The organism is Pseudomonas sp. NC02 (assembly GCF_002874965.1).
Taxonomy (GTDB): Bacteria; Pseudomonadota; Gammaproteobacteria; order Pseudomonadales; family Pseudomonadaceae; genus Aquipseudomonas.
The window spans coordinates 821,306-845,319 of the sequence record NZ_CP025624.1 but is presented as its reverse complement, the minus strand read 5'-3'; the positions used below and the strand labels follow the sequence as shown (position 1 = coordinate 845,319).

General features: G+C 59.2%; 19 protein-coding genes and 2 pseudogenes. 13 read left to right on the top strand and 8 right to left on the bottom strand.

Annotation, left to right across the window (positions count from 1 at the left end):
• Nucleotides 1-7: 7 nt before the first annotated feature.
• The 6 genes and pseudogenes from C0058_RS03790 to C0058_RS03760 form a co-directional block, all read right to left on the bottom strand.
• A complete protein-coding gene (locus C0058_RS03790; RefSeq protein ID WP_102368058.1) occupies nucleotides 8-664 on the bottom strand; it encodes a DUF1788 domain-containing protein in 657 nt (218 codons plus the stop codon).
• Entirely contained in the window at nucleotides 661-1,272 is a 612-nt protein-coding gene (locus C0058_RS03785) for a DUF1819 family protein (protein ID WP_102368057.1), read from the bottom strand. Before C0058_RS03785 ends, C0058_RS03790 begins: the two co-directional genes overlap by 4 nt.
• Nucleotides 1,265-1,468, bottom strand: coding sequence for a helix-turn-helix domain-containing protein (locus tag C0058_RS03780; protein WP_010463602.1), 204 nt, complete (start codon nucleotides 1,466-1,468; stop codon nucleotides 1,265-1,267). The genes C0058_RS03785 and C0058_RS03780 overlap by 8 nt, the downstream gene beginning before the upstream one ends.
• A gap of 190 nt (nucleotides 1,469-1,658) precedes the next feature.
• Nucleotides 1,659-1,780, bottom strand: a pseudogene (locus C0058_RS32935) (ATP-binding protein); the annotation flags it as partial.
• A gap of 135 nt (nucleotides 1,781-1,915) precedes the next feature.
• Nucleotides 1,916-2,878 carry an inovirus-type Gp2 protein gene (locus tag C0058_RS03765; RefSeq protein WP_102368056.1) on the bottom strand — a complete coding sequence of 321 codons (963 nt, stop codon included), beginning with the start codon at nucleotides 2,876-2,878 and terminating at the stop codon, nucleotides 1,916-1,918.
• Between the two features lie 393 nt (nucleotides 2,879-3,271).
• A complete protein-coding gene (locus C0058_RS03760) occupies nucleotides 3,272-3,469 on the bottom strand; it encodes an AlpA family transcriptional regulator (protein ID WP_102368055.1) in 198 nt (65 codons plus the stop codon).
• Between the two features lie 748 nt (nucleotides 3,470-4,217).
• Between C0058_RS03760 and C0058_RS03755 the strand changes: the two genes are divergently transcribed.
• The 7 genes from C0058_RS03755 to C0058_RS03725 all read left to right on the top strand — a co-directional run bounded on the left by C0058_RS03755 (nucleotide 4,218) and on the right by C0058_RS03725 (nucleotide 9,864).
• Nucleotides 4,218-4,892, top strand: coding sequence for a hypothetical protein (locus tag C0058_RS03755; protein WP_102368054.1), 675 nt, complete (start codon nucleotides 4,218-4,220; stop codon nucleotides 4,890-4,892).
• Nucleotides 4,861-6,023, top strand: a protein-coding gene (locus C0058_RS03750; protein WP_102368053.1) for an IS3 family transposase whose coding sequence is annotated in 2 segments (ribosomal slippage) — nucleotides 4,861-5,116 and nucleotides 5,116-6,023 — 1,164 coding nt in all. Because the reading frame shifts where the segments join, the coding sequence is not laid out codon by codon here. The genes C0058_RS03755 and C0058_RS03750 overlap by 32 nt, the downstream gene beginning before the upstream one ends.
• Nucleotides 6,020-6,331: a hypothetical protein gene (locus C0058_RS03745; RefSeq protein ID WP_102368052.1), complete on the top strand. Its 312-nt coding sequence runs from the start codon at nucleotides 6,020-6,022 to the stop codon at nucleotides 6,329-6,331. Before C0058_RS03750 ends, C0058_RS03745 begins: the two co-directional genes overlap by 4 nt.
• A 511-nt stretch (nucleotides 6,332-6,842) precedes the next feature.
• Nucleotides 6,843-7,130, top strand: a complete 288-nt coding sequence (locus C0058_RS03740) for a DUF6124 family protein (RefSeq protein WP_102368051.1) — start codon at nucleotides 6,843-6,845, stop codon at nucleotides 7,128-7,130.
• A gap of 110 nt (nucleotides 7,131-7,240) precedes the next feature.
• Nucleotides 7,241-7,750, top strand: coding sequence for a hypothetical protein (locus C0058_RS03735; RefSeq protein WP_102370220.1), 510 nt, complete (start codon nucleotides 7,241-7,243; stop codon nucleotides 7,748-7,750).
• Entirely contained in the window at nucleotides 7,747-8,295 is a 549-nt protein-coding gene (locus C0058_RS03730; protein ID WP_102368050.1) for a nucleotidyltransferase family protein, read from the top strand. The genes C0058_RS03735 and C0058_RS03730 overlap by 4 nt, the downstream gene beginning before the upstream one ends.
• A gap of 111 nt (nucleotides 8,296-8,406) precedes the next feature.
• Nucleotides 8,407-9,864 carry a glycosyltransferase family 39 protein gene (locus tag C0058_RS03725; RefSeq protein WP_102368049.1) on the top strand — a complete coding sequence of 486 codons (1,458 nt, stop codon included), beginning with the start codon at nucleotides 8,407-8,409 and terminating at the stop codon, nucleotides 9,862-9,864.
• A gap of 6 nt (nucleotides 9,865-9,870) precedes the next feature.
• Here C0058_RS03725 and C0058_RS03720 read toward each other — a convergent pair whose 3' ends face one another.
• On the bottom strand, nucleotides 9,871-11,094 hold the full coding sequence (locus C0058_RS03720) for an OprD family porin (RefSeq protein ID WP_174717773.1): 1,224 nt from the start codon (nucleotides 11,092-11,094) through the stop codon (nucleotides 9,871-9,873).
• A 172-nt stretch (nucleotides 11,095-11,266) separates the two neighbouring features.
• On the opposite strand from C0058_RS03720, the gene C0058_RS03715 reads away from it, so the two are divergent.
• The 6 genes and pseudogenes from C0058_RS03715 to C0058_RS33190 all read left to right on the top strand — a co-directional run bounded on the left by C0058_RS03715 (nucleotide 11,267) and on the right by C0058_RS33190 (nucleotide 23,446).
• Nucleotides 11,267-12,163 (top strand): LysR family transcriptional regulator, encoded by an 897-nt coding sequence (locus C0058_RS03715; RefSeq protein WP_003212270.1) that lies wholly within the window; start codon nucleotides 11,267-11,269, stop codon nucleotides 12,161-12,163.
• Nucleotides 12,164-12,271: 108 nt separating this feature from the next.
• The gene (locus tag C0058_RS03710) at nucleotides 12,272-13,711 is read left to right on the top strand and encodes a YfcC family protein (protein WP_102368048.1); all 1,440 of its coding nucleotides are present in this window, start codon (nucleotides 12,272-12,274) and stop codon (nucleotides 13,709-13,711) included.
• 19 nt (nucleotides 13,712-13,730) lie between these two features.
• Entirely contained in the window at nucleotides 13,731-15,533 is a 1,803-nt protein-coding gene (locus C0058_RS03705) for a CocE/NonD family hydrolase (RefSeq protein ID WP_102368047.1), read from the top strand.
• 64 nt (nucleotides 15,534-15,597) lie between these two features.
• Complete coding sequence (locus C0058_RS03700) at nucleotides 15,598-21,342, top strand: membrane-targeted effector domain-containing toxin (RefSeq protein WP_102368046.1); 5,745 nt, start codon at nucleotides 15,598-15,600, stop codon at nucleotides 21,340-21,342.
• Between the two features lie 151 nt (nucleotides 21,343-21,493).
• A pseudogene (locus tag C0058_RS33195) lies at nucleotides 21,494-22,591 on the top strand (methyl-accepting chemotaxis protein); the annotation flags it as partial.
• Complete coding sequence (locus C0058_RS33190) at nucleotides 22,583-23,446, top strand: methyl-accepting chemotaxis protein (protein WP_371857023.1); 864 nt, start codon at nucleotides 22,583-22,585, stop codon at nucleotides 23,444-23,446. The pseudogene C0058_RS33195 and the gene C0058_RS33190, both read left to right, overlap by 9 nt.
• A 172-nt stretch (nucleotides 23,447-23,618) precedes the next feature.
• Here the strand turns inward: C0058_RS33190 and C0058_RS03690 are convergent, their stop codons facing one another.
• Nucleotides 23,619-23,987 (bottom strand): glyoxalase superfamily protein, encoded by a 369-nt coding sequence (locus C0058_RS03690; RefSeq protein WP_102368044.1) that lies wholly within the window; start codon nucleotides 23,985-23,987, stop codon nucleotides 23,619-23,621.
• Between the last annotated feature and the right edge of the window lie 27 nt (nucleotides 23,988-24,014).

The following is a 24,014-nucleotide window of genomic DNA, read 5'->3' as shown; positions in this document are numbered from 1 at the left end:
TGCTTCCTTACACCTGAGACTCGAAAATATTGAATGCACGGTAGTACTTGTCATCGTGCAGCAAGCCAAACAATTCCAGAGACGCGCCCTGCTCCAGCGAATGCCGATACTCACCGGGAAAGAACATCACCGTGGGTTTGTCCTTGGCCGTGCTTTGCAGATTGTTGAGTACGTTGTGCGAGCGAATATAGGGGAATACTTCACCGATGCCGGAAAGGAAAAGCACGTCGTAATCCTCCTGGGCAATACGTTCGCCAATAGCCGGGACCAGGTGTTCCTTGATGTCCAATACACCCTGCAAAAGCTCTAGCAGAACTTCTTTTTCCACATCGGGCTCAACCGCCCGGATCTGCTCCCACAAGCTGACACCTTCGTCACTGCCCTCACGAGCCTTTAGCAAGTCGATGGTCAGGTCGTACAAGCTGACTTCCAATACCTTTACACCACGCCCCTGCAAACAATCGACACGCAGACCGGCCAGCGTGTTGACCAGTTGCCGCTGCATGCGTTGTATCTCAAAGGCTTCAGCCGCCTTGAATTCGCAGATGTAGAACGGCAGATCATTATTCAGCCCCTTCATTTCCAGAAAGCGCTGACCGCTCATGACATTCAACAGGTGTTCAAAGCGGGCTGCCAGCGGCTGCTGACTGATTTTTTGGCTCATTGCAGCCACCTTTTAAGTTCATGGTCAGTTGCCGGGAATATCAGCAATTGCTCGATATCGTGACGAGCAAGTAAATGGGCCAGCGCTGAAGTTATCAACACAGGCTGGATCTGGTGCTGTGTGTTGATCAAGTCGGCATCCCGCAACATGCGGAACAGATTTTGCCGCAATTTGCTTTGCGTGGACGCAGCCAATTCATCCAGCTCGGTATGCCACAAAGCTTTGGCATTGCAGAACGCATCGTAATCGCTTGTCGTGAGTTGGCGGCGCATAAGCAGGTAATGCTCGCGCAGAACTTCGCAAGCGAAGTCGCGGATGAAGGCATAGCGCCGGCAAGTTGCAGCCCACAGAAGGTAGCCTTGCTCACGCAGGCTGCCATCCACCAAAAACTCCAGCTCATCTAGATCCAAAAGCTCTAGACGCGCGATCAACTCCTTACTGATACGTGTCGCAGCAGCTGCTGTACGAACTTGCAACAGATTCTCACCACGCACCTGCTCCCGTGTTTGCTTCCAATCACGCAGCTTTAGATAGCGCTCCACAACCAGCGGTGCTTCCTGCAAAAACAGGCCGCCCGTGGTGAAAGAAAGACGATAACGCTCAGCCATCACTTCGCGCCTGCTGTGATTCGTCACTGGCTCCACCAGCTTTGACCCAGGTATCCACCTCAACCTTCTGGAACTTCCACAACCGACCGACCTTGTGGGCGGGCATACTGCGTTTGGCAATCCATGCATAAACGGTGTCCTTGCTGACGCCGAGGTGTTCGGCAATTTCATCAACACTGTGCCAACGATCAGTCATAGCTAAATCTGCCGATAAAAAAACGTGCTGATATTAGCGGTTTTTGCCCGTTTAAATAAGGTTAAAGCTGATTTTCAGGATTCAATTGCGCATTCCACGCTATCCGGCCACCAAGCTCGCCAATATCCGGCCACCTCTTCCACGCTCACCCCGCCAGACAGTCGGAGTGCAGCGACGCAGGTTTGCATTGTTAATCTGAAGCCCCTGTCATCGTTAATTTCGTCACGCGTCTGCGCATCGTTTCGCCCTTCAGTTCGATCCGATAAGCGTTATGCACAGCCGGTCGAGGATCGCGTCGCCCAGCGTTCGATCCATAACTCCTGCCCGCCGTTGGCTTAAATTCTGGCTTCCACACTTGAGGCAGTCAGCAAACCACTTACCCTGTCGCCGCGCGCCAAGCTCCACGCTGCCGCCCACGCGCCCCCCCCTGACTCTATCGCTGACGAGCTATCTTCCAATCTGCCCCATCCGCAGGCATCGAGCCCCCGAGGGCTTCAACCGGAGCTGCTGATCATCTTTGACCAGGTAGCGCATCGCATAGTGGATATGGGGACGGATATCTTGGTCGCTTCGAAGAATCATGCCTATACCCAGCCTGTCCTCCTCCTCGTCTTTGTACTTTTCCTTGTCGTGGTTACAGCTGTGGAAATAGCCCTGCCCCCAAGTAATGCGCTCCCACAACTCACCAATCTGCTGGGCCTTGTAGACGTCAGCCCATACCTCGTTACCGCTGAAGAAGAAAGCCGCATGGATGTGGTAGCCGCGATCCTCCCCCTGCTCTACTGCGCAGATATAGCCAATAAGGTGGTCGAATATCGGGTTACGCTCACGTTCAGCAAGCAACCGGTCGAGATCATCGAATACTTGCTCGACTCGCAACCTGATCTGGGCCTGTTGGTAGTAATACAGGTTGACCCGAATGATCAGAGTCCGCGAGTAGCGAGCAAGCATCGCGTCTGAGTAGTCACAGACACGCACAGCATTGACCCTGGCTTGCTGACGTCGGTCTCCCTTCGGGCGGCGGTACCATCGCTTACCTGTTAGCTGACGGATGCGCTCGACGAGTACGTTCATGCTGCGGTGATGATCCAGGTAGGCTGTAGCGCTCTCGTTCAAGCACACAGGCCCGACAGGACTCCGCTCCAGCCCAATGTCCTGACAGGCGTCCCAGAACGCTTGCAGGTGTTCGCTGTAACGGTATTGGCAACGATCATCGAATAAATCAACCATTTGCTGGATGCGATCGAAGTACCGGGAGAGCCTCGTCCGCTCTGGCTGCTCATGAGCTGAGCGTATGCCTGGCAACCGGAATGCAGGGGTGTCGTATTGCTCGATGGACTTGACGAGCCGCTCAATCTCGATGGCGATATCTGATTGGGAAAGACTGGTGTAAGGGTTGTAATGAGTCATGGTTATGCACCTGGCTGGTTGCTCACATACCAGATACCGACTGTGCAATTTATAACTGGTGGCCCTCCTACTTGATAACCAGCGATGACTGGACTACAGGTAGATTATTCATAGGTCGTTCATGACTGTCTCATGGCTAGTAGATTGGTAGTGAATGTCTAACTAGAAGCTATATAAATAGATGCAGCTCCGACTCAAGTGAACGCTCCCGACCAGATAGGGCAATAAGGATCAAAGCTCCCAAGCCTGCCGAGAAATTCACCCAACCGCCTTCTGAGTGAGTTAGCCGAGAGTACACCCACCCCAGGCCGCATAAACGCCATGACCGGCAGCGAGGCGGTCATGGCGTATCATAAAGAATCGTTACTCAGACCCGTCACCGTGGTCGCCGGCCTACATCTCTTCAGCCAAATCACGCGCACTGATCCGCGCTTCGATCCAAGCCTCGACCTCACTTTCGACCCACGCGACCGCACGCTCCCCTAATGACACAGGTTTCGGGAATCTGCCCTCGGAGATGTATTTGTACAGCGTTGAGTTCTTAAAGCCTGTAGCCGCCAGCACGTCTTTCTTACGGAGCAATTTCTTCATGGCCGCAGCCCTCTGATTGGTTCAGAGAATTGGCGGGGCCGGTATGAAAAAACTGGTTACTTCCCTCGCAACGTAAATCGCCCTAGCATTTCCTGATGCTTCAACTGGCTTGAATCCGCCAAGGCAAAACCTACCTGCAAGCGCGAGTCGATGGGCGTGAGGATTTCAATGGCTACCCATCCATTCCGATGTCAGTCGCTCCGCAAATACCTTAGCCGCTCAATCGCCATGACGACAAATGCCCCCCCCGCCGCGAACAGCCCTTCCCTCGACCATGTCCTTTGCCTGGATAAGCCGCGACGGGCCCATAGAGGCAAACCCTATCTCCTCTCCCGTGACCGCTCATAGGTGCAGTCGACGTCACTAACTCATTGGCAATGAGAGCACCACCATCAACGCCTCCGCCGGCTCCGACTGACCTCATCGGTACTCGACACAACCTCTGTTTCAACCATCCGCCAGCGCCCTTGTGGCAGCTCCAAAAAAAGAGCCTCACTAAAATTGAGAAAATCATACGGTAAATGCATCATCCGCTTACCGACTAACCCTTTAAAAACCCTTATAGACTCCAATAAATACAAAGCTTTTTACGATTATTTAAAACATAGAATCAACCTAGAATAGATATAGAATTCTCCTTGAATATTCATAGAGCTGACATAGAACTGCACTAGAATAGCGACCTATAGACATAGCTATAAACTTAATATTTTTTATTATTGATAGGATTTACCTATGACAGTAAGAGATGGCGTTGCTTTTTGTAAAAGATGCTGGGCGAGATGAGCTGGCTGAGCTACTCAACGAGTCGAAACAGAGCCCCCGTCGCGACATCTGGTTATGGCTGTACCTTTACCATTTTGAAAAGGCCGACCTAGACCCCGCCACGTGCAACGGACTGACCATGAGGAATACGATCGCTCAGTGCCTAACGCGGAAAAATGATGTGCGCAGGAGATTGAGCCAGGAGAAAGACCGGTTTATGGTCCTGGATGAACACCTCAAATGGATTGACGGCGACGAAAGGCAATATCAGTGGCTGCTAGGCCGGATTGAAGACATCACGGATTTAGGGCCTCTTCGAGGTCTACCCCGAGGAGCAGTACACCTCGCCGGAAGAAACCGCCTGATAGCCATGCTCGACCTCTGGAATGCCGATATTGCAGATAAGGCAGACGAAATCGAACGCCTCCGTCGAGAGTGGCTTAGGCACAAAGCAGGGGACGGCGCGTTCGCTTGGTTTGAAGATAAGAAGACAGGCGCAAAACGCTGCGAATGCGCATGGGAGTGGTTGGAGAAAAACCATCAGTCCATGCCGAGAAGACAGTGTAGTGGTCTAATGAAACCGGACACCCATTTAGGCGAGAATGCTCGCCAGATCGAGGTGTCAAATGACCAAACAACGCCGTTCCTTTTCTGCTGAATTCAAACGCGAGGCTGCCGACCTCGTGCTCAAGCAAAACTACAGCTACATCGAAGCCAGCCGTTCACTCGGCGTCGGCGAGTCGGCACTACGCCGTTGGGTCGACCAGGTTCAACAAGAGAGCAAAGGCGTTACCCCGCAGAGCAAAGCGCTGACCCCGGAACAGCAGAAAATCCAGGAGTTGGAAGCCCGGATCGCCCGCCTGGAACGGGAAAAATCGATATTAAAAAAGGCTACCGCGCTCTTGATGTCGGAAGATCACGAGCGTACGCGCTGATCAATCAGTTGAGCGTCTATGAGCCGGTTGACTGGCTGTGCAAGGTGTTTGAAGTCACCCGTTCGTGCTACTACGCCCAGCGCCTTAGGCGCCGCACGCCTGATGTCGAACGGCTTCGGTTGCGCAGTCGGGTGAGCGAGTTATTCACGCAAAGTCGTAGTGCTGCGGGCAGCCGCAGCATCCTGTCGCTGATGCGTGACGACGGTGAGCAGCTAGGTCGATTCAAAGTGCGCAGCTTGATGCGCGAGCTTGATCTAGTCAGCAAACAACCCGGATCACATGCCTACAAAAGAGCGACGGTAGAACGACTCGATATCCCGAATACCTTGAACCGCGAGTTCAATGTTCCGGCACCCAACCAGGTGTGGTGCGGCGACATCACCTACATTTGGGCCCAGGGGAAATGGCACTATCTGGCGGTCGTGCTGGATCTTTGCGCGCGCCGGGTAGTGGGCTGGGCGTTGTCGGAAAAGCCGGACGCCGATCTGGTTATCAAGGCGCTGGATATGGCTTACGAACAACGAGGAAGGCCTCAGGGCCTGCTGTTTCACTCGGATCAAGGGTCGCAATATGCGAGTCGTTTATTTCGCCAGCGGCTGTGGCGCTATCGAATGCGCCAGAACATGAGTCGCCGGGGAAATTGCTGGGACAATGCGCCAATGGAGCGCGTGTTCCGCAGTTTGAAAACGGAATGGGTACCGACCACGGGTTACAGAACGGCTCAAGAAGCCCAGCGCGATATCAGCCAATTCTTGATGGATCGGTACAACTGGATTCGACCCCATCAATTCAACGGTGGGCTGGCGCCAGCTCGGGCCGAAGAAAAACTTAACGTCGTGTCCGGGATTAGTTGACCACTACACAGCTGCCTATCAGCAGCTATGAAGACCTGCTCATCTTCTTCGACAGAGCGAAGATTGAGAGAAACGAGCAGAAGGCCATTATTCAGCGTATCAAGCAGCGATGGAGCCGCCAGCAGTTCGGCGAACGCACACCAGATAAGAAGCAAGTCAACGTTATGTTGTCGACAAACGTAATCACACTCCTCGATGAGCTGGCAAAAACGCACGATCTAAAGCGTGGCTCGTTTTTGGAGCGGCTGATTACAGCAGAAGCGAAAGCAGGGAAATACCTGACGGAAATCGGAAAACCGTTAACCTAGTGACTCCCTAAGAAAAATGGGACGCATCGTATTTCCCCGCAATCTATGAATCGGTATTCCAAATGGTATTCCATTAAAATAATTCAACAGATAATTTCTTTATTAATCATAATATTGGATGACTTGTTCAGATTACCCCGGCACCCGCCTTGTGCGGGTTTTGTTGTTTCTGTGCTCCTGGAAGCACACAGCAGATTAGCCCTTCGGATTTTTCCCGCAAGACATCGCGCCCTTGGTGAACTGGTGCTCATCAATCGACACGACTAGCCTTGAAACGTCGCTGCAAAATCAGCGACCGGGTTTAGCAGCTCGGTTAATATCAAGGCATGCAATGCCACCATCCGTTCAAGCGAGCATCCGCGTTCGCTAGTCCGCGTTATGGCGGCTGTGCGTGGGGCACTTTCGAGTGCGCTGGGTTCCTTGATTCCTGGTCTGCTAACCCGCGTACAGTCGCCACCCTTTTCGTTTAGCAGCGATGTCTGGCGACTCCACCAATCAAGGAGTTGCAGTCATGAAAAAGCACACCCCCAATCCTCCATGCCCCAGCCAATCCGGCACGGATATCTTCTGTATCGCCCAAAACATCGACCCCGAAACCCTGCTCGTACAGGCCTGCGAAACCCTCGCCTCACTGAACGCGCTCACTACCGACCTGGCTTTCGAGTTCGATGGCGCCTTTCGCCATAAACTCCTGGCCACCCAGCAATTGAGCGTCCTCGGTGAGTTGCTGGTGAAGCGCGCACTGGACATTCTTGTGCCAACGGCAGATTCAGAAGCTACGGGAAGGTCCGTTTCCTGACAGGAAACATGACGATCCGTTTGAGCGCCCCAAAAGTAAGAAAAAGGTGAGGGTCTATTTTCTTTTAAGATAAACCCCACCTTTGTTGAAACATAAGGATGTGTGCCGCAGTGAACAAGAATTCCTACGCCTACCTGATACCTGTCGTGCTGGGCGTACAGCTTCTGTTGGCCGTGCTGTTTATATGGCAGTTCAGCATCTCACCAGCCATCCACTTCAAACCGGTCGCGGAGAAAGCCTGTTTATCCGTATCTCTCGTCCTGACCCTGGCTGCGTCCGTGATTGTCTGGCGGGTAAGAAAACCTCAGCTGCGGCTCGAAAAAAAATGGACCCTGCTTAAGGCGTTTGCCGGGATGTTCATCCTATGCACGCTGTTCTCGGTAACGCTGTTTTCGTTGGCCATTTTATGTTCGGGCGGCACCCGCAGCAGCTATACGGCTCACTACGAATATTCGTCAGGCGGCAGTAAAAGCTGCAGCGGAATCACGGTCTTCGATGCTGAGCTGAATAATACGATTAAAATCTGCCGCCCCACGTGGATCGGTTATCGCGATGAAGTGAGGGTGGTGAAAGTCAGCAATGACCTGGGGATCGTTGTGAAAGAGGCCGTTATCCTTTGAGCGAGAAAGCCCTCCAGACCCTGATCAGCAGCGATGCCCAACGCTGGCACCTACTGGACATCGTCCGCTCCCTCGCCCTCCCCGACTGCTGGATCGGCGCCGGCTTCGTACGCAACGCGGTATGGGATCACCTCCACGGTCGCCCACTATCTCCACTGACCGGTGACGTCGACGTACTGTGGTTCGACGCCACCTGCACCAGCCCCGACGAAGACCGCCGCCTCGAAGCCCTCTTACACGCAGCAGAACCCTCCATCGACTGGTCCGTCAAAAACCAGGCCCGCATGCACCTGCGCAACGGCGATGCGCCCTATCGCAACGCCAGCGACGCCATGCGCTTCTGGCCCGAAACCGCCACCGCAGTAGCCGTCAGGAGAACCGCAGAAGACCTATGTGAAGTTGCAGCCCCTCTCGGCCTGGAAGACCTGTTCAATCTCCAACTCAAACCCACGCCCCGCTTTACCCAGGAAAAACACGCCATCTACCAACAACGCATCACCTCCAAAGGCTGGCTAACCCACTGGCCACTGCTGAAACAACCCTGACCCTACAAAAACCTAACATTCATTCACGAATTATTAAGAATCCCCCTCGTATACTCACCGATCGCCCGGACTGTTCCCCCGAACGGCCCCCTGCCCCGGTAGCCAGAATCCATGACGCGTTCCGCTCCTCTGCTGCTCCTGCTCGCTGCGCTGTTGTTCTTCTTCTCCCTTGGCAATCACGAGTTGCAAGGCTCGACCGAGGCCCGTGTGGCCGGGATCGCCATGGCCATGCACCTGGATAACGATTGGGTGGTGCCGCGACTGTTCCGTGAACCCTTCCTGGAGAAACCGCCGCTGAGCCTGTGGCTCGACGCCGGTGCGATCCGGCTGTTTGGCGGTACCACTTGGGCAGTGCGTCTGGCGTCGGCGTTTGCCGGGCTGTTCAGTGTGATGCTGCTGTACGGGATGCTGCGCAAGTTTGGCCGGCCCAAGACGCTGGCGTTTGTCGCGGGCCTGATGCTGGCGACCATGGCCAGTTACTGGAGCAACGTGCGCGGTGTGGGTGAGGATTCGCTGCTCACCCTCGGGGTCACCATGGCCCTGCTGGCGTTTTATCAAGCCAACCGCCCCGAGTCGGAGCGCGACCGTTCCAACCTGGGCACCTGGTTGCTGTTCACCTTTGGGATGGTCATCGCCACCTTGAGCAAAGGGGTTCTGGGCCTGGCCATGCCGGGCGTGGTGATCTTCGTCTATCTGGCCAGTACCAGCCTGATGGATAAACGCTTCAAGCTCGGCGATTGGATCAAGCCCGGGCTGTTCACGCTGCTGGCGCTGGTGCCGCTGATGATCTGGCTGGGTTTCCTCTACCAGCGCGACGGGTTGCAGGGGGTACGTGAAGTGCTGCTGACCAACAGCGTCGGGCGCTTCAGCGGTTCGTTTGTCGAAGCCGGCCACTACGAGCCGTTCTATTACTACATCGTCAAACTGCCCGAAGCCTTTTTGCCCTGGAATATCCTGGTGTACCTGGGGCTGTGGCACTTCCGCAAGAGCCTGGTGCGCAACCGCTACCGGCTGTTTTTCAGCATATGGCTGGTGGCGCAGTTCACCCTGCTGACGTTCGCCTCCAGCAAGCGCACGGTTTATCTGATGGCCTTGACGCCCGCCGCGGCAGTGCTGGCCGCCGAGTATGGCGGCGTGCTGCTGGGCTGGCTGAAAAGTCGTGGGCAGGTTTCACACGTTGCCGAACACGTTTATGAAAACCGGCGGGGGCTGGTAGGTGGCTTCTTCACCGTGGTGGTGGCCTGCTACCTGATTGCGGCTTTCTGGTTCGCGCCCAAGGCCGATGTGCGCCAGTCGTTTGTGCCGGTAATCAGCCAGATCCAGGCAATGCAGGCGCAGGGCAAAGAGGTGGTGTTGTATCAGGCCAACGAGCGAATCGCCGGCGCCGGGGTGTTCTACATGCAGGCCTATTTGACGATTCTGCAGACGCCGGAGGAACTCAAAAGTTACCTCGCCGCCAAGCCCGGCAACGTGGCCCTGGTGGACAATACTGACCGGCTGAACGTCCCGGTGAGGGTGGTCAAGGAGATGGCGATCAACCGTCAGCCGTACTATTTCGTCGAGCAGTAGGGCCTGTCACCACAGCGCCAGGTCGTACGTGAGGTAGACCCGGTAGTTGTCACGATCGCTCGCATAGGTCGAGCGATACGTGGCCTTGCGCAACTCGATGCCTACGCCTTTGAAGGTGCTGTCCTGGATCACGTAGCGCAGGTTGGTGTCCGACTCCCACTCACGGGCTTCGCGGCCCTTGAAGTCACCGTTCTGGCCCTTGTAGTAACGGGTCATGAAGGTCAGGCCCGGCAGCACAGCGACCAAGTCGTAGTCATAACGCAGCATCCAGGTTTGCTCACCAGCCTGGATGAATTTGCCGACGCCGGCGTTGCTGAAGGAATACACCGTCGACACGCTGGCGTAGGGCAACGCGGTATCACCGGTGACTTTCTGATAACCCACGCCCAGCGCCTGCGGCCCTAGCCGGTAGGTGAACAACCCGCTGAACATGTCGCTGTCGACCTTGCCATTGCGTGCCTCGCCCGCTTCGTTGCTGATGAAGTAACGCAAGTCGCTGGTGAGGCTGCCGGCACCCACTGGCTGTTTATGCACCAGGCCAAAGAACTGCTGGCGATAGAATTCACGCATTTCGCCGTAGTACCAGGTACCGCTTAGCTTGGGCGTGAAGGCATAGGTGGCGCCGGCGAAATCAAAGTCGCTGCCCTTTTTGCCGCTGTAACCCTGGGGATAAATGTCCACGCTGTCGGTCGAGTTTCGCAGCTTGAACTTGTCCAGGTGCCCGGCGTGCACGTACAGGTTACGGACGCCGCTGTACTCGACTTGAGTGCCTTGGAATGTTTGTGGCAACAGCCGGCCATCGTTGTACACCAGCACTGGAATCTTCGGCAGCAGCGTGCCGGTTTTCACCACGGCTTCACCGATGCGCATCTTCGCGGTCACGCCCAGGCTTGAGAATTCGCTGGCCGCGCGGCCATCGTCGTGCACCGGCAACAGCCCGGTGCCGGCATGGGCGCGGCTGGAGTCGAGCCTGATCCCCGACAAACCCAGCGCATCCAGGCCGAAACTCACCGTGCCTTCGGTATAACCCGATTGCAGGTTGAGCAAAAAGCCCTGGGCCCACTCCTTGCGGTCCTCGCCGCCGTCGCGGTAACCGTCGTTGAAATAGTAATTGCGCAAGGTCAATTTGCCGTGGGAATCCTCCCAGAAACCCTGGGCCATCAGTGCCGGTGACAGGCTCGCCAGCAAGCCCGTGCACACCACTGCTCCCCTCGTGAAAAGCTCACGCATAACCGTCTCCCGAATGCCGTATTGTGATTTTTTATGGGCAGTTGCTGCCTGCGACACGCTGGACGGCGCCTCGCATTGCGGCGGACACTAACGGCTCCTCGAACGCCCGGCAACGTTATGCGAGAAGCGCATCAGGCTATGCGCAAAGCCCTCAAACCACAGGAAAATCACGGTGAATCTCAAGCAGCTCGAAGCCTTCAAGGCGATCATGTCCACCGGTTCGACCATCGGTGCGGCGACCCGCATGGGCCTGTCGCAATCCGCGGTCAGCCGGTTGTTGAGCCAGCTGGAAGAGGCATTGGGTTTCGCGTTGTTCCTGCGCAAAAAGGGCCGCTTGATGGCGACCCCGGAGGCTGAAGAACTGCTCGCCGAAGTGGCCGGCCTGGTCGACGGCATGCAGCGTATCCAGCGCCTGGCAGATGAGATGCGCGTGGGCCGTTCGCGCAAGAGCCTGATCAAGGTCGGGGTGCCCACCAGCATGACCCAGGAGCTGCTGCCGCGGATCGTCGCCGAGTTTCTCAAGGGCCGGGAAGACATCGTCGTCGAGCTGCTGACCGGTTCCTACGACATGATCGAACGGGCCGTGCTCGACCGCTCCGCCGACCTCGGTTTTGTGCGCTTGCCTACCGAGATTCCCGACTTCGAGATTGAACCGGTGCTGGAAACCGAAGGCGTGTGCGTGATGCCCGCTGACCATCCGCTGACCCGCCACGCCTGCATCGAAGTGCAACACTTGCGGGACGTGCCGCTGGTAATGCTGGGCCGGCAACGGGCCCTGCGGGCGGAGTTGAACCAGGTGTTTCGCGCAGCCAACCTGACGCCCCAGGTGCGGGTGGAAGTGCACTCGGTGGGCGCCGCATGCAGTTTTGTCGCCGAGGGGTTGGGGGTGTCGATCGTCAATGGTTTGCTGGCCAGCCACTTCATGCATTTGCCGATTGTGGTCCGCCCGTTTCGACCCGCGTTGCCCTATGCATTCGGCCTGGCGTTTCGCGCGGATGAACCCAGGTCCAAGGTGGTGACGGCGTTTGCCGAGCACCTCAAGCACCGCCTGGCCGCACAAAACGCATAGCCCAACCCAGCCCGCGCATAACGTTGTCGCCGCTAAAACTTTGCCCTAGTGTCCGCACCACAAGTGTCACCCGACACAACAATAACAGCGCACACCGGGGCAACCAGCATGACCGAACCGCAGATCGTCCGTACCCACTCGCCCACTGAAACGCCGGTGGAAAAACCCGCGCAGCGCAAGCAGATCAACCCGGCCATCATTCTGTTGAGCATCGTGCTGCTGGCTGTCGCCTTCACCTACGCGGTGAACTCGGGCAAGTTCCAGCGCCAGAACGGCCTGGTGGTTCCGGGCTCCTATCAGGTGCTGGAAAAGCACGACTCCCTGGGCCAACTGTTCTCCCTCGAACCGCGCAAGGCCAGCGATACGGTCGCTCGGCCGGTATCGTTGGTCGAGGGCTTCATGGCCATTCCCCAAGGCATCGAAAAACGCGCCGCACTGATTTTCATGGTGCTGTTCATCGGTGGGATGTTCGGCGTGTTGAACAAGGCCGGTGTGATTGATGCCGGTCTTGAACGCCTGCTGGGGCTGACCCGGGGCAATATCTACGTGCTGGTGCCCAGCCTGATGCTGGTGTTTTCCGCCGGCAGCACCTTCATGGGCCTGGCCAAGGAATTCATCCTGATCGTGCCGTTGATGGTGGCCATGGCCAACCGCCTGGGGCTGTCGAACCTGATCGGCCTGGCCATCGTGGCCATCTCGGTGAAGATCGGCTACCTGGCCTCCATCTCCAACCCGGTGGCGCTGTCCGTGGCGCAGCCGATGGTGGGGCTGCCGATTTTCAGCGGCCTGAGCATGCGCGTCCTGGCCTACTGCACGTTCCTGCTGGTGGGCATCGCGTTCGTACTGTGGAGTATCCGCAAGCATGGGTTTGATGCCAGCGCGCAGATCACCTTCGAACGCAAACCGCTGCCCCTGCGCCACCTGCTGAACCTGATCGTGCTGGGGGCCGGTATTGGTTTCCTGATATACGCCTCGAACCGCTGGGAGTGGAAATACCACGAGCTGTCGGCGTTCTACCTGCTGCTGACCGTGGCGTTCAGCGTAATCGCCGGCCTGGGTGCCAGCACCGCCGCCAGCGCCTTTGTCGACGGCATGAAAAAGGTGCTGATCGCCGGTGTGTTGATCGGCCTGGCGACCGCCGTGGAAATCATCCTCAGCACCGGCCAGGTGCTCGACACCATCGTCAACAGCCTCGCCAACCTGGTGGGCGATCATGGCCCGGTGGTCTCGGCCTACGGCATGTTCTTCGCACAACTGGGCCTGGATGTACTGATCCCGTCCACCTCGGGGCAGGCGGCGGTGACCATGCCGATCTTCGGGCCGCTGGGACAGCTCTCCGGCGTCAGCCCGCAAACCACGGTGTTCGCGTTTTTGATGGGCAACGGCCTGACCAACATGATCACCCCGACCTCCAGCGGCCTGTTGGTATTGCTGGCCACCGCCAACGTCGGCTGGGGCCAGTGGGCACGCTACATCCTGCCGCTGTTTCTGATCTATGCGGTGCTGGCGATGGTGTTGTTGGCCATTGCCGTAGGCACCGGGTACTGAACCCATGAGTGTTTTTCCCATGCAGACGTTGCACAACCAGATGATCGCCATGCGCGACGGCATCCACCTGGCCACCGATATCTACTTGCCCCACGGTCCAGGCCCTTTTCCGGTGGTGATCGAACGCACCCCGTACGACAAGAGCAAACCATCGCGCTCGGAAATCCAGCTCGACGGCCAGCACATCTCCCGCGAGCAAATGGCCGCGCGGTTCACGGCCCAGGGCTTTGTCGCGATCTTCCAGGATTGCCGCGGGCGCTATGCCTCCGAAGGCGTGTTCACCAAATACACCGCCGAGGGCGAAGACGGTTGCGACACCCTGGCCTGGATCGTCGAGCAGCCGTGGTGCAACGGCAAGATTGGCAGCATGGGCCTGTCCTACGCCGCCCACACGCAACTGGCGATGGCCTGCCTGCATCCGCCGGGCCTCGCCAGCATGGTGCTGGACAGCGGCGGCTTCGCCAACGCCTACCAATGCGGGATTCGCCAGGGCGGCGCGCTGGAGCTCAAGCAAGCCACCTGGGCGTTTCGCCAGGCCAAGGAAAGCCCGGCGGCACTGGCGGATCCGAAGATCCTCGAAGCCCTCGAACAGGAAGACATCCACCAGTGGTTCAAGCGCATGCCGTGGCACGCCGGGCAATCGCCCCTGCGGCATGTGCCGGAGTACGAAGCCTATCTGCTGGAGCAGTGGGCCCAGGGCGACTTCGGCCCGTACTGGCAAGCGCCGGGCATCTACGCCGAAGGGCATTACCACGATCTGCCGGATATCCCGGTGCTGTTCATGTCCAGTTGGTACGACGCCTATGTCAGTTCGACCCTCGCCAACTACGCGGCGTTTTGCGCCGGCAGTACGGCGCAGCATCAGTTGATCATGGGCCCCTGGCTGCATGGTGATCGCAATATCACTCACAGTGGCGATGCGCAATTTGGTGCGCCAGCGGCTTTCGACGGGCAGGTGGCGAAAGACTGGTTGAGCTGCCGCCTGGACTGGTTTGAACGCACCCTCAAGGGTTCGCCGCTGCCTGCACCCGCTGCGGTGAAGGTGTTCTTGATGGGCGGTGGCACCGGTGAGCGCGATCAACAGGGGCGCTTGCAACATGGCGGGCACTGGATCGACAGTCATCAATGGCCGCTACCGGATAGCCGGCAACTCACCCTGCACCTCACCGCACAACGCCAACTGCAACCTGAACCGCCGACCACCGAGGGCCAGCTCAGCTACTGCGCCGACCCGGCCGATCCGGTGCCGACCATCGGTGGCGCCCTGACCTCCGGCGCGCCGATTTTTGTCGGCGGCGCTTTCGACCAACGCGAGCGGGCGGACTTCTTCGGTACCCGTGGCGACCAGCGCCCCCTGGCCGAGCGCAGCGATGTCTTAAGCTTCCAGACCGAGCCACTCAGCCACGACCTGATCGTCGCAGGCCCGCTGCGCGTGGAACTGTGGATCGACAGCGATGCGCCCGACACCGACTTCACCGCCAAACTGGTCGACGTCTACCCGGACGGCTACGCCATGAACATCACCGACGGCATCCTGCGGGCCCGCTACCGAAACACCTGGGAGCACCCCACCCTGCTGACCCCAGGTGAGCGGGTCAAGGTGGTGATCGAACCCTTCGCCACCTGCAATCTGTTCCAGCGCGGCCACCGGTTGCGCCTGGATATCGCCAGCAGCAACTTCCCGCGCTTTGACGTCAACCCCAACAGCGGCGAAGCACCCGGCCAGGCAAAACATCCCAGGGTGGCGCGCAACACGCTACACCTGAGTACCGATTGCCCGTCACGCCTGATACTGACCGTGGTCGAGGCCTTGAGTAACTAACTACCGCCATCCACACGCCGAGACTGCGCACCCTCAGGGACCATTGACTCCCTGAGGACCGGCCATGCCCGCCCAGCCCCCGAACACATCACCACTTACCCCGGAACAACTGAACGGCTACCTGCTGCAAATCGGTCATCGTCTACAGATTTTCCCCAACGGCCACGCACCGGCAGCGCAGTCTTCTACCGAGTTGCTGGAGGTGCAGGCATTGCACACCGCCCTGGCAGAAGAAAGCCGCTGGAGCCTGCAGAACGCACAAGTGCATTACACCGTCCCCGGCGACTGGCTGATCCAGGGCGAGCCCGGCCGGTTGAACCGCACGCGCATCAGCCAGGCATTGCACAAGAAGCTGGCCGCCCTGGAAATCGAAAGGCGTCCCAACGGCCATCTACGCAAGAACTGGATACTCGACAGCCATCAGCCGATGCTGGAGGCCGAGGCCAGGCTGAAGGTCAAGGATCGCCTGCTCAGCCCTGCCGACCAGCTGCTGGTGACGAATATCGTCAGCGGCCCCGAGCTGCGCCCGGGTATCCATCGCCTGACGTTTCGCTACCGCCAGCAGACCATCGAGTTCGCCGGGGTGTTCATACTCACGCGCAGCCAGACACCGGTCACCCACCTGGAGATCGAGGACGGTGATGTGTTGCTGTTCACCCCTTCCCGAGGCCTGGAGGCTTTCACCTCGCTCAAACACCTGGATCGCACGTTGCAAGAGCGCATGAAGCAGGCGGCCTGGCGCCAGGAGCTGCTGCAACACTTGCCGCGCCGTTACCAGCACTTGCGCGCGGCAAGTATCTGGCCGCCGGTGCCAGGCCCTATCGACAGCCTCCCGCTGAACGAACACACCTACAACGCCCTGCAGGACAAACAACATCAGGACATCGCGTTTGCCCTTGGCCTGGACGGCCACCCCGCGCCGACAGACGTCGCCAGAATGAACCTCGAACTGGACCAGGCGCTGCGCTGCTCGCCTTGGGACTTGTCCTCGCGCCTGGAACTGCGCGCGCAACAGTTACTGGAAAAACTGCTGCACGAATCCGCCCCCGACTGGTACCGCAGCGCCAATGAGGCCCAGCGCAAAACCCTCGCCGAACACCTGCGCACTTACGAACATCTCAGCCTGCAAGTGCTGGCGCTGCTCGGCCCGGCGGCCTCGCCCGAGGCCATGGCGCGCCTGCAATTGCTTGAGCACCTGGACGACGACCTGGATATCCAGGGCCTGATCCCCGAGCAACTGCAGATCAGCACCGAGCGCACCCTGAAGTCAGGCAACTCGTACAACCAGCACAACAACCTGGTGCAACTGGCGGTACGTGGCTTGCACCGTGGCGATGAACACGCCGGTTCCGAGTTTCTCGAGCACACCCAACTGACCTACGCCCAGCAGCCATTGCCGCCCGAGTTCCAAGACGTCACCCCGGCTTACCTCGCCGAGCTGCTGGCCAAGGTTCAACCAAGCCTGACCTTCGCCGAAGAACAAAAGCGCGCCCACAGTTTGCCCGCCGTACAGGAAGCCATGCAGCAGATGCTCGACAGCCGCCTGCACGCGCTGGCCTACAGTGCGTCGTTGCAAAACCACATCAGTGCAGATGACTACGCACTGCTGCAAACCCTGAGTGAAGGCCCCTCGCCCACACTCACTGCCTGCTGCCTGTTCCTGCACAAGGCTCCGCTCAAGGACCTGTGGGTGCTGCGCCAGACCGATGCAACGGGCGCGGTCAAACGCTTGCTGCTGTGCACGCCTCACGCGCCACGCGCCGAACAGTTCCAGGCCTTTGGCAGCGAGCGGGAATTGCAGGCGCATATCCTCGGCTGGAGCCAGGAGATAGCGTCCGCTCCCGATTCGCGCAGCATGAAAGACTACCTGCTTGAACAACTGGTCAGCCGGATCCGGCCCAAATACAGCGCGATGCTTTCCGCCCTGGGTTTTACCCCGGCCAGCCTTGAGTATTTGATGATCAGTTTCGGCGCGCCCTCCACCTATGAGGCGTGCCTGGTGGAAATGAGCACCACGACGCTGGCCATGCAGGCCGATGAATACCTGTATCAGATGCCCAAGTGGCTGAGCCAGGCATCGGCAGCCGACCGACAGAAACTCGCCGATCTCAAGGAACAGGCACTGGGCGCGGCAAAGGCCTACGCCGCAAGCCCGGGTAGCCCAGAACAGTTTCCCGACTTCGACAGTTACTTGCACAAGGCGGCAAAAACCGCCCTCAACCAACTGCTCGGCAACCCGATCCCGGCGGTAGACCCAAATCTCGTGGGCGTGATCACCCCGCGCGAACGCGTCAGCTACACCACGCTGTACCGCAATGGCTACGACGCCAGCCTGGGCTTTATCAACCCCGACGCCAGCACCACCGCGCAGTTCAAGGGACCGCCCGGCGTCGACCTGAGTCGACTCACCGCGCAAACGGTGAGCAACTCGGTCAGAGGCACCTGGATCGGTGACCGCTATGTCGCCGAGGTCGAGAAAACCCTGTTGGACCCGCAAGGCCCCCACTATGCATGGCGCCGCAACATGGCCCTGGAGGTTGCCCAACTGCACATGCACGTCGCTGCGCTTGAGTGCTGCCTGCAAGGCTGCCTGGCAACAAGCGACCTGGCCTGGCTGGAAAAAAGCATCGACAGCCTGGCCGATAACAGCGATGCCGTGCGCAATCGGTATCGGCTCTATCCCCTGCACATCAGCGGGCAAGTGATCGATGGCTGCTACCTGTTCCACCACGCCAACGACCTGCCCCTGCTCTACACCCCGCACGTACCGGATGGCATCGCCTTCAGGCCGCAACGGGAATTCAACGAACGCCTGAAAAACCTTGAAGGCATGGACACCTACTACATCAGCCGGGTCGCCAGCGTTGAGCGCGCGGCGTTCGAGCCGAGGTTGCATGCGTTGGTGGCCGGCCTGCCGGCACAGCTCAAGGGGCTGTATTCCAAGCCGGTGTTCGACGAAGTGCCTCGCACCGCACTGCCGCTGAAGAACCTGCATTACCACACCTACGACAAAAAGCTGCGTCACCGTATCGACGAAGTCAAAAGCACCACCACCGGGCGCTTGCAGATGATCATGGAACTGGTCAGCGTCATCGGCGAAATCACCATTGCCGTGCTGACCGCGCCCTTCCCGGCACTGAGCCTGGCCTTGGGCGGCTTGCTGGTGTTCAAGGATTCGATGCTCGCCCTGCATGCCTACAGCCGCAACGACACCGCCGCCGCGCTGGGACACTATCTGGGTGCGCTGCTCAATGCCGGCGGGACGTTGTTGACCGACCTGCGACCCCTGCTGTTCGCCCCCGTCAAGCTCGCCCGTCCGCCGTTACGCCATATTGCCCGGGTGCCCAAGGACCAACAGGCCATGACCTTGATCAAGCAACTGCAACCGCAGCCCCCATTGCCCCAGGGCATGCAGCCTGTGCTGTTTGCCGGCGACAGCCTGTGGGCCTCGCACACCCCGGACAGCCTGGGGCGATTCCTGTTGTTTCGCTACGACAACACCAGCGGGCAATTGCGCTCCACCGGCAAGCTGGTGAACCAGACGGTGGACGGCCAGTGGCAGCGCTCCGGTGTCATCGGTGGCATGCCTGGCCCGGAAAGGCTCGGGCAGCCCTATGAGTTGTCGGAAAAGTTTCGCCGGGACGTATCGGCTGTCATCGCCCCCGAGGACCGGTCGGCGCTGTTCCTGCAGATCGCCTACCTGGATCGAGACCTCAATACCCACAGCATCTGGATCTCGCGTCGGCAACTCGCCCCGGCACTCAAACAGCACCTGGACAATGTCAGGGCCCTGACGGATGACGCCGACGCGTTTTTTGCACGGTTGCCTGCCGTGGTTCCCCGGGCCGAAACCCTGAACCCGGCGCCAGACATTGCCCTGCGTGATTTGCTCAAGCTGCTGATCGATGACGCGCACAACCTGGTGGTAGGCGAGGCACCGTTTTCCACCGTGGCTAAACAGGTGCTGATCGAAAACATGCAGTACCTGCGCGAACTGAACGTCACGGTTCTCTATATCGAGCCGCTGTGGCGCGACATTCATCACCTGAAAACCCACTCACGGTTTTCCAGTGGTCTCTCCAAACGGGCCGAGGGCCAGCTCAAATCCATCGACAAGGAAAATTACCGCGACCCCGACGGGTTGCACGGCCACTGGATGCTGGTAAACACCGCGCAACAGCACGGGATTGAGGTTCGGCCGTTGAACGCCTCAAGCTCCTACGACCTGGAAAACACCCTGTGCCTGTTTGATTCACGCCCGGCACCGATTCGCGCCAACCGGCTGACCAACTTTTACTCCCACACCCTCATCAACGACGACCAGGCGAAAAAACCGGGCGAACGCTGGATAGCGTTGGTTGATCAAAAACGCATGAGTACCTATCGCGGCACGCCGGGCCTGGCCGACCTGCAAAAGAGCATTGCCCTGCGGGTCGACGACGCCTTCGACCAACCCACCCGAGTCATCGCGGATGTGGCCGGCGGCATTCCCGGCGATGCCCTGGCCAAGGGCGACCTGAAGCTGTCGTTGCACACGGCACGCCAACCGGCGCCGCACCCGGGCCCCTTGGTGGAGCGCTCACATGCGCTACGGCCAACGCGCCCTCTGCCTGTTGAGGCGCCGCGCCACTTCAGCACCTTTGACCTGCCCCATGAACACCTGGGCCTGATCAGCGAAGAAATCACCTTGCCGATGGGCACGCGTGAAGCGCTCTTCGCCACCGCCTACAGGGAGACCGCCAGCAGCCGTCGCGCGGCGCAAACCACGTTCGACCAGACTCGCAAAAAACTTCAGGATCAGGCCCAGGCGTTTTTTACCGAACACACACCGCCTGCGCGGGGAGCACTGCCTGCGGTCGACCCGGCCCTGGATGAGGCGAAGTTTATCGATCAACTGCTGGACACCGCCGATGGCCTGGTCGTCGGCGAAGCCCACGCCGGTACGTCGAGCAAAGGCTTCCTCAGCCGGCACATGGAATACCTGAAGGGCCCGCGAGAAGTAAAAACCCTGTACATGGAGCAACTCACCACCGATCTGCATCAAGCCGACCTGGATATCGTCCACAGCCTGGGCTTTATGCCAGATGAACTGTGGAGCTACCTCAACGCATTGGACAAAGGCCACGGCGTACCGGCCGACAGCCCCTACGGTTTTGTCAGCCTGGTGCAGGTGGCGATGAAGCATAACGTGCGGATCCGCGCGCTCGACTGTGTCGCCAGCTTGCGGGTGGACGGCATGCCCGCCTCCAGGACATCAATGTTCAACTACTTTGCAACCCAGGTGATCCGCGCCGACCAGCTTCAACAGGGGCCACACAAGTGGGTCGCACTGGTAGGCGAAACGCACGCCAATACCCATCGCGGCGTGCCGGGCATTGCCGAGCTCAACACCGGCATCAGTCTGCTGCTGGACGATGTGCCTCCCGGCTCGGCCAGCGGCTTTGTGCGTGAGCCCGCCAGCGTCCAGGCGCTGCCGCGCGAGCAGCAATGGCCATTGGTGCGCTACGACTTCAAGAAAAACGTCGAAGTCGCCGGTGCGCCATTGCCGCCACCGGTCGTGCCCGCGCCGTCCCTCAGCCTCGAACAACGCCTGCGGCGCAAAGGCGATTACCTGCTTCAGCGCACCTTGGACGACGGGTTGGAGATGGTCCATAAAAACCGCGACGGTGTACTGGTCCACACCTCGTTGCAGCAGGATGCCAGGGGGCACTTCGTCAATCGCTGGAACCTGGATGACCGCCGTTTCCGCAGCAGGGAAGCGTTGATCGACATCATCACCACCAGCAAAAGAATGCGCCAAGTCCACTGACCCTCGCACCGCCCTCTGCATGAGGGCGGTGCGACCGCTCGTCGCTCACGGTCCATAAATCTTCCCCTCACGAAAAAACCGTTTCAGCTCTCGCCAGGGCTGCCGATACCTCCTGACTACCCATCGGCTGGTCGCTACTTCCAGCAACCGGATGTACCCGCAAATCTGTTCCTGGAGGAATGCGATGAATAGTTGGTTCGGCAACATCAGCGTCAACATGAAACTGGGCCTGGGCTTCGGCCTGGTACTGGTCCTCACCTCGATCCTCGCGCTCACCGGCTGGACCAGCCTGGGCGGCCTGATCGACCGCAGCAACTGGATGAGCGACATCACCCAGCTCAACGCTTCGCTGACCAAACTGCGCATCGTGCGCCTGCAATACATGTTGGCCAACGGCGACGAAGCCGTGGCGCAAAACGTGCAGACCAACCTCGACAGTTTTGTGGCCCAGCAACAGAAGCTGCTGGACAGCTTCAAGAGCCCGGACAACCTCAAGCTGCTCAATGAGCAAAAAGCGATCATCACCGCTTACCAGCAGTCCTTGAACAAAATGCGCGAGGCCTACCGCAACGGTAACGCCGCGCGCCAGGTCATGGGCGACAAGGCTGACATCGCCAATGCGCAGATCAGTGCCCTGGACGCCAGCGTGCGCCAGATGCCCGAGAGCACCGAGCGCTTTGCCCAGTTCGAGGCCGTGACCAGCGCCAAGGAACAGTTCCAGTTGGCCCGCTACGAAGTGCGCGGCTACACCGGCAACGTCAACGCCGAGACTGAAGCCCGTGCCGCCGCGCAGATCGAGAAAGCCATCGACGGTCTGAAAGGCCTGCACGCAGCGTTTGGCGCCAGCCAACAGCCTGCACTGACGGCCCTGGAAACCGCCCTCGGCGCCTATCGCAGCGCCGTCCAGAACTACAAGGCAGCCAACGTCAACATCGTCTCGGCCCGGGCAGAAATGACCACCCAGGGTGCCGACATCGTGACCATCAGCGACAAGCTGTACGACATCCAGCTGCAACGCCGCGACGCCGAAAGCGCCCAGGCCCGCAGCCTGCAACTGATCAGCACATTGCTGGCCTTGCTGGTGGGCATCGTGGCGGCCGTGATCATCACCCGCCAGATCACCCGCCCATTGCGCGAGACCCTCGCGGTGGTGGAGCGCATCGCTTCCGGCGACCTTAGCCACAACATCCAGGTGACCCGCCGCGACGAACTCGGCGTGTTGCAGCAAGGCATTCAGCGCATGGGCACCACCCTGCGTGAACTGATCAGCGGCATCCGCGACGGCGTGACCCAGATCGCCGCTGCCGCCGAAGAGCTGTCAGCCGTGACCGAACAGACCAGCGCCGGGGTCAACAGCCAGAAGATCGAGACCGATCAAGTGGCCACCGCCATGCACGAAATGACTGCCACCGTGCAGGAAGTCGCACGCAACGCCGAACAAGCGTCCCAGGCTGCCTCGGCCGCCGACGGCGAAGCCCGTGCCGGTGACAAAGTGGTGGCCGAAGCCATCGCCCAGATCGAACGCCTGGCAGCTGAAGTGGCGCGCTCCACCGACGCCATGACGCACCTGCAACAAGAGAGCAACAAGATCGGCAGCGTGATGGACGTGATCAAGGCCGTGGCCGAGCAGACCAACCTGCTGGCGCTCAACGCCGCCATCGAAGCCGCCCGTGCCGGTGAAGCCGGTCGCGGTTTTGCGGTGGTCGCCGATGAGGTGCGCGGCCTGGCCCAGCGCACCCAGAAATCCACCGAAGAAATCGAAGGCCTGGTGGCCGGTTTGCAGAACGGCACCCAGCAAGTGGCCGCCGTGATGAACAACAGCCGCAGCCTCACCGACAGCAGCGTCGAACTGACGCGCAAGGCCGGTGTGTCACTGGAAAACATCACCCGTACGGTGTCGAATATCCAGTCGATGAACCAGCAGATCGCCGCAGCCGCCGAGCAGCAGAGTGCCGTGGCGGAAGAGATCAGCCGCAGCATCGTGAATGTGCGGGACGTGTCGGAGCAGACGGCAGCGGCCAGTGACGAGACGGCCAAGTCGAGTGTGGAACTGGCGCGTTTGGGCGGGCAGTTGCAGCAGATGGTCAGCCATTTCCGGGTGTAAACACACCTTCAACGCAAGCACCCTCAAACTGTGGCGAGGGAGCTTGCTCCCGTTGGGCCGCGTAGCGGCCCCAGTCCAGACAACCGAGACCGTTCAGGTAAACCCGGCGCCTGGTTTTGGGGCTGCTGCGCAGCCCAACGGGAGCAAGCTCCCTCACCACATTGGAACGGGTTTAAACCGCTACTTCTTCAACAAACACCAACCGGTTCCCAGACGGGTCGCTGATGCTCATCTCGCGGCTGCCCCACGGCGTGTCTTCAATACCGGGCTTGGCGTTGCGGTAATTCCTGGCCAGCAATTGTTGCTGGTACGCTTCCAACCCTTGAGCCTGAATCCGCACCGCCGCACCTGGCGTGCAATCGCCATGGTGCTCGGACAAGTGCAGCACGCAGCCCCCCAGCGACACCTGCAGGTACAGCGGAAAGTTGTCTTCAAACCGGTGCTGCCAATCGACCTTGAACCCCAGGAAGTCGACGTAGAACTCCAACGTTTTGGCCTCGTCGAAACTGCGCAAGATGGGGGTGACTTTTCCTAAGTGCATGGCGATTGCTCCGTGTTTGAGAGCAGC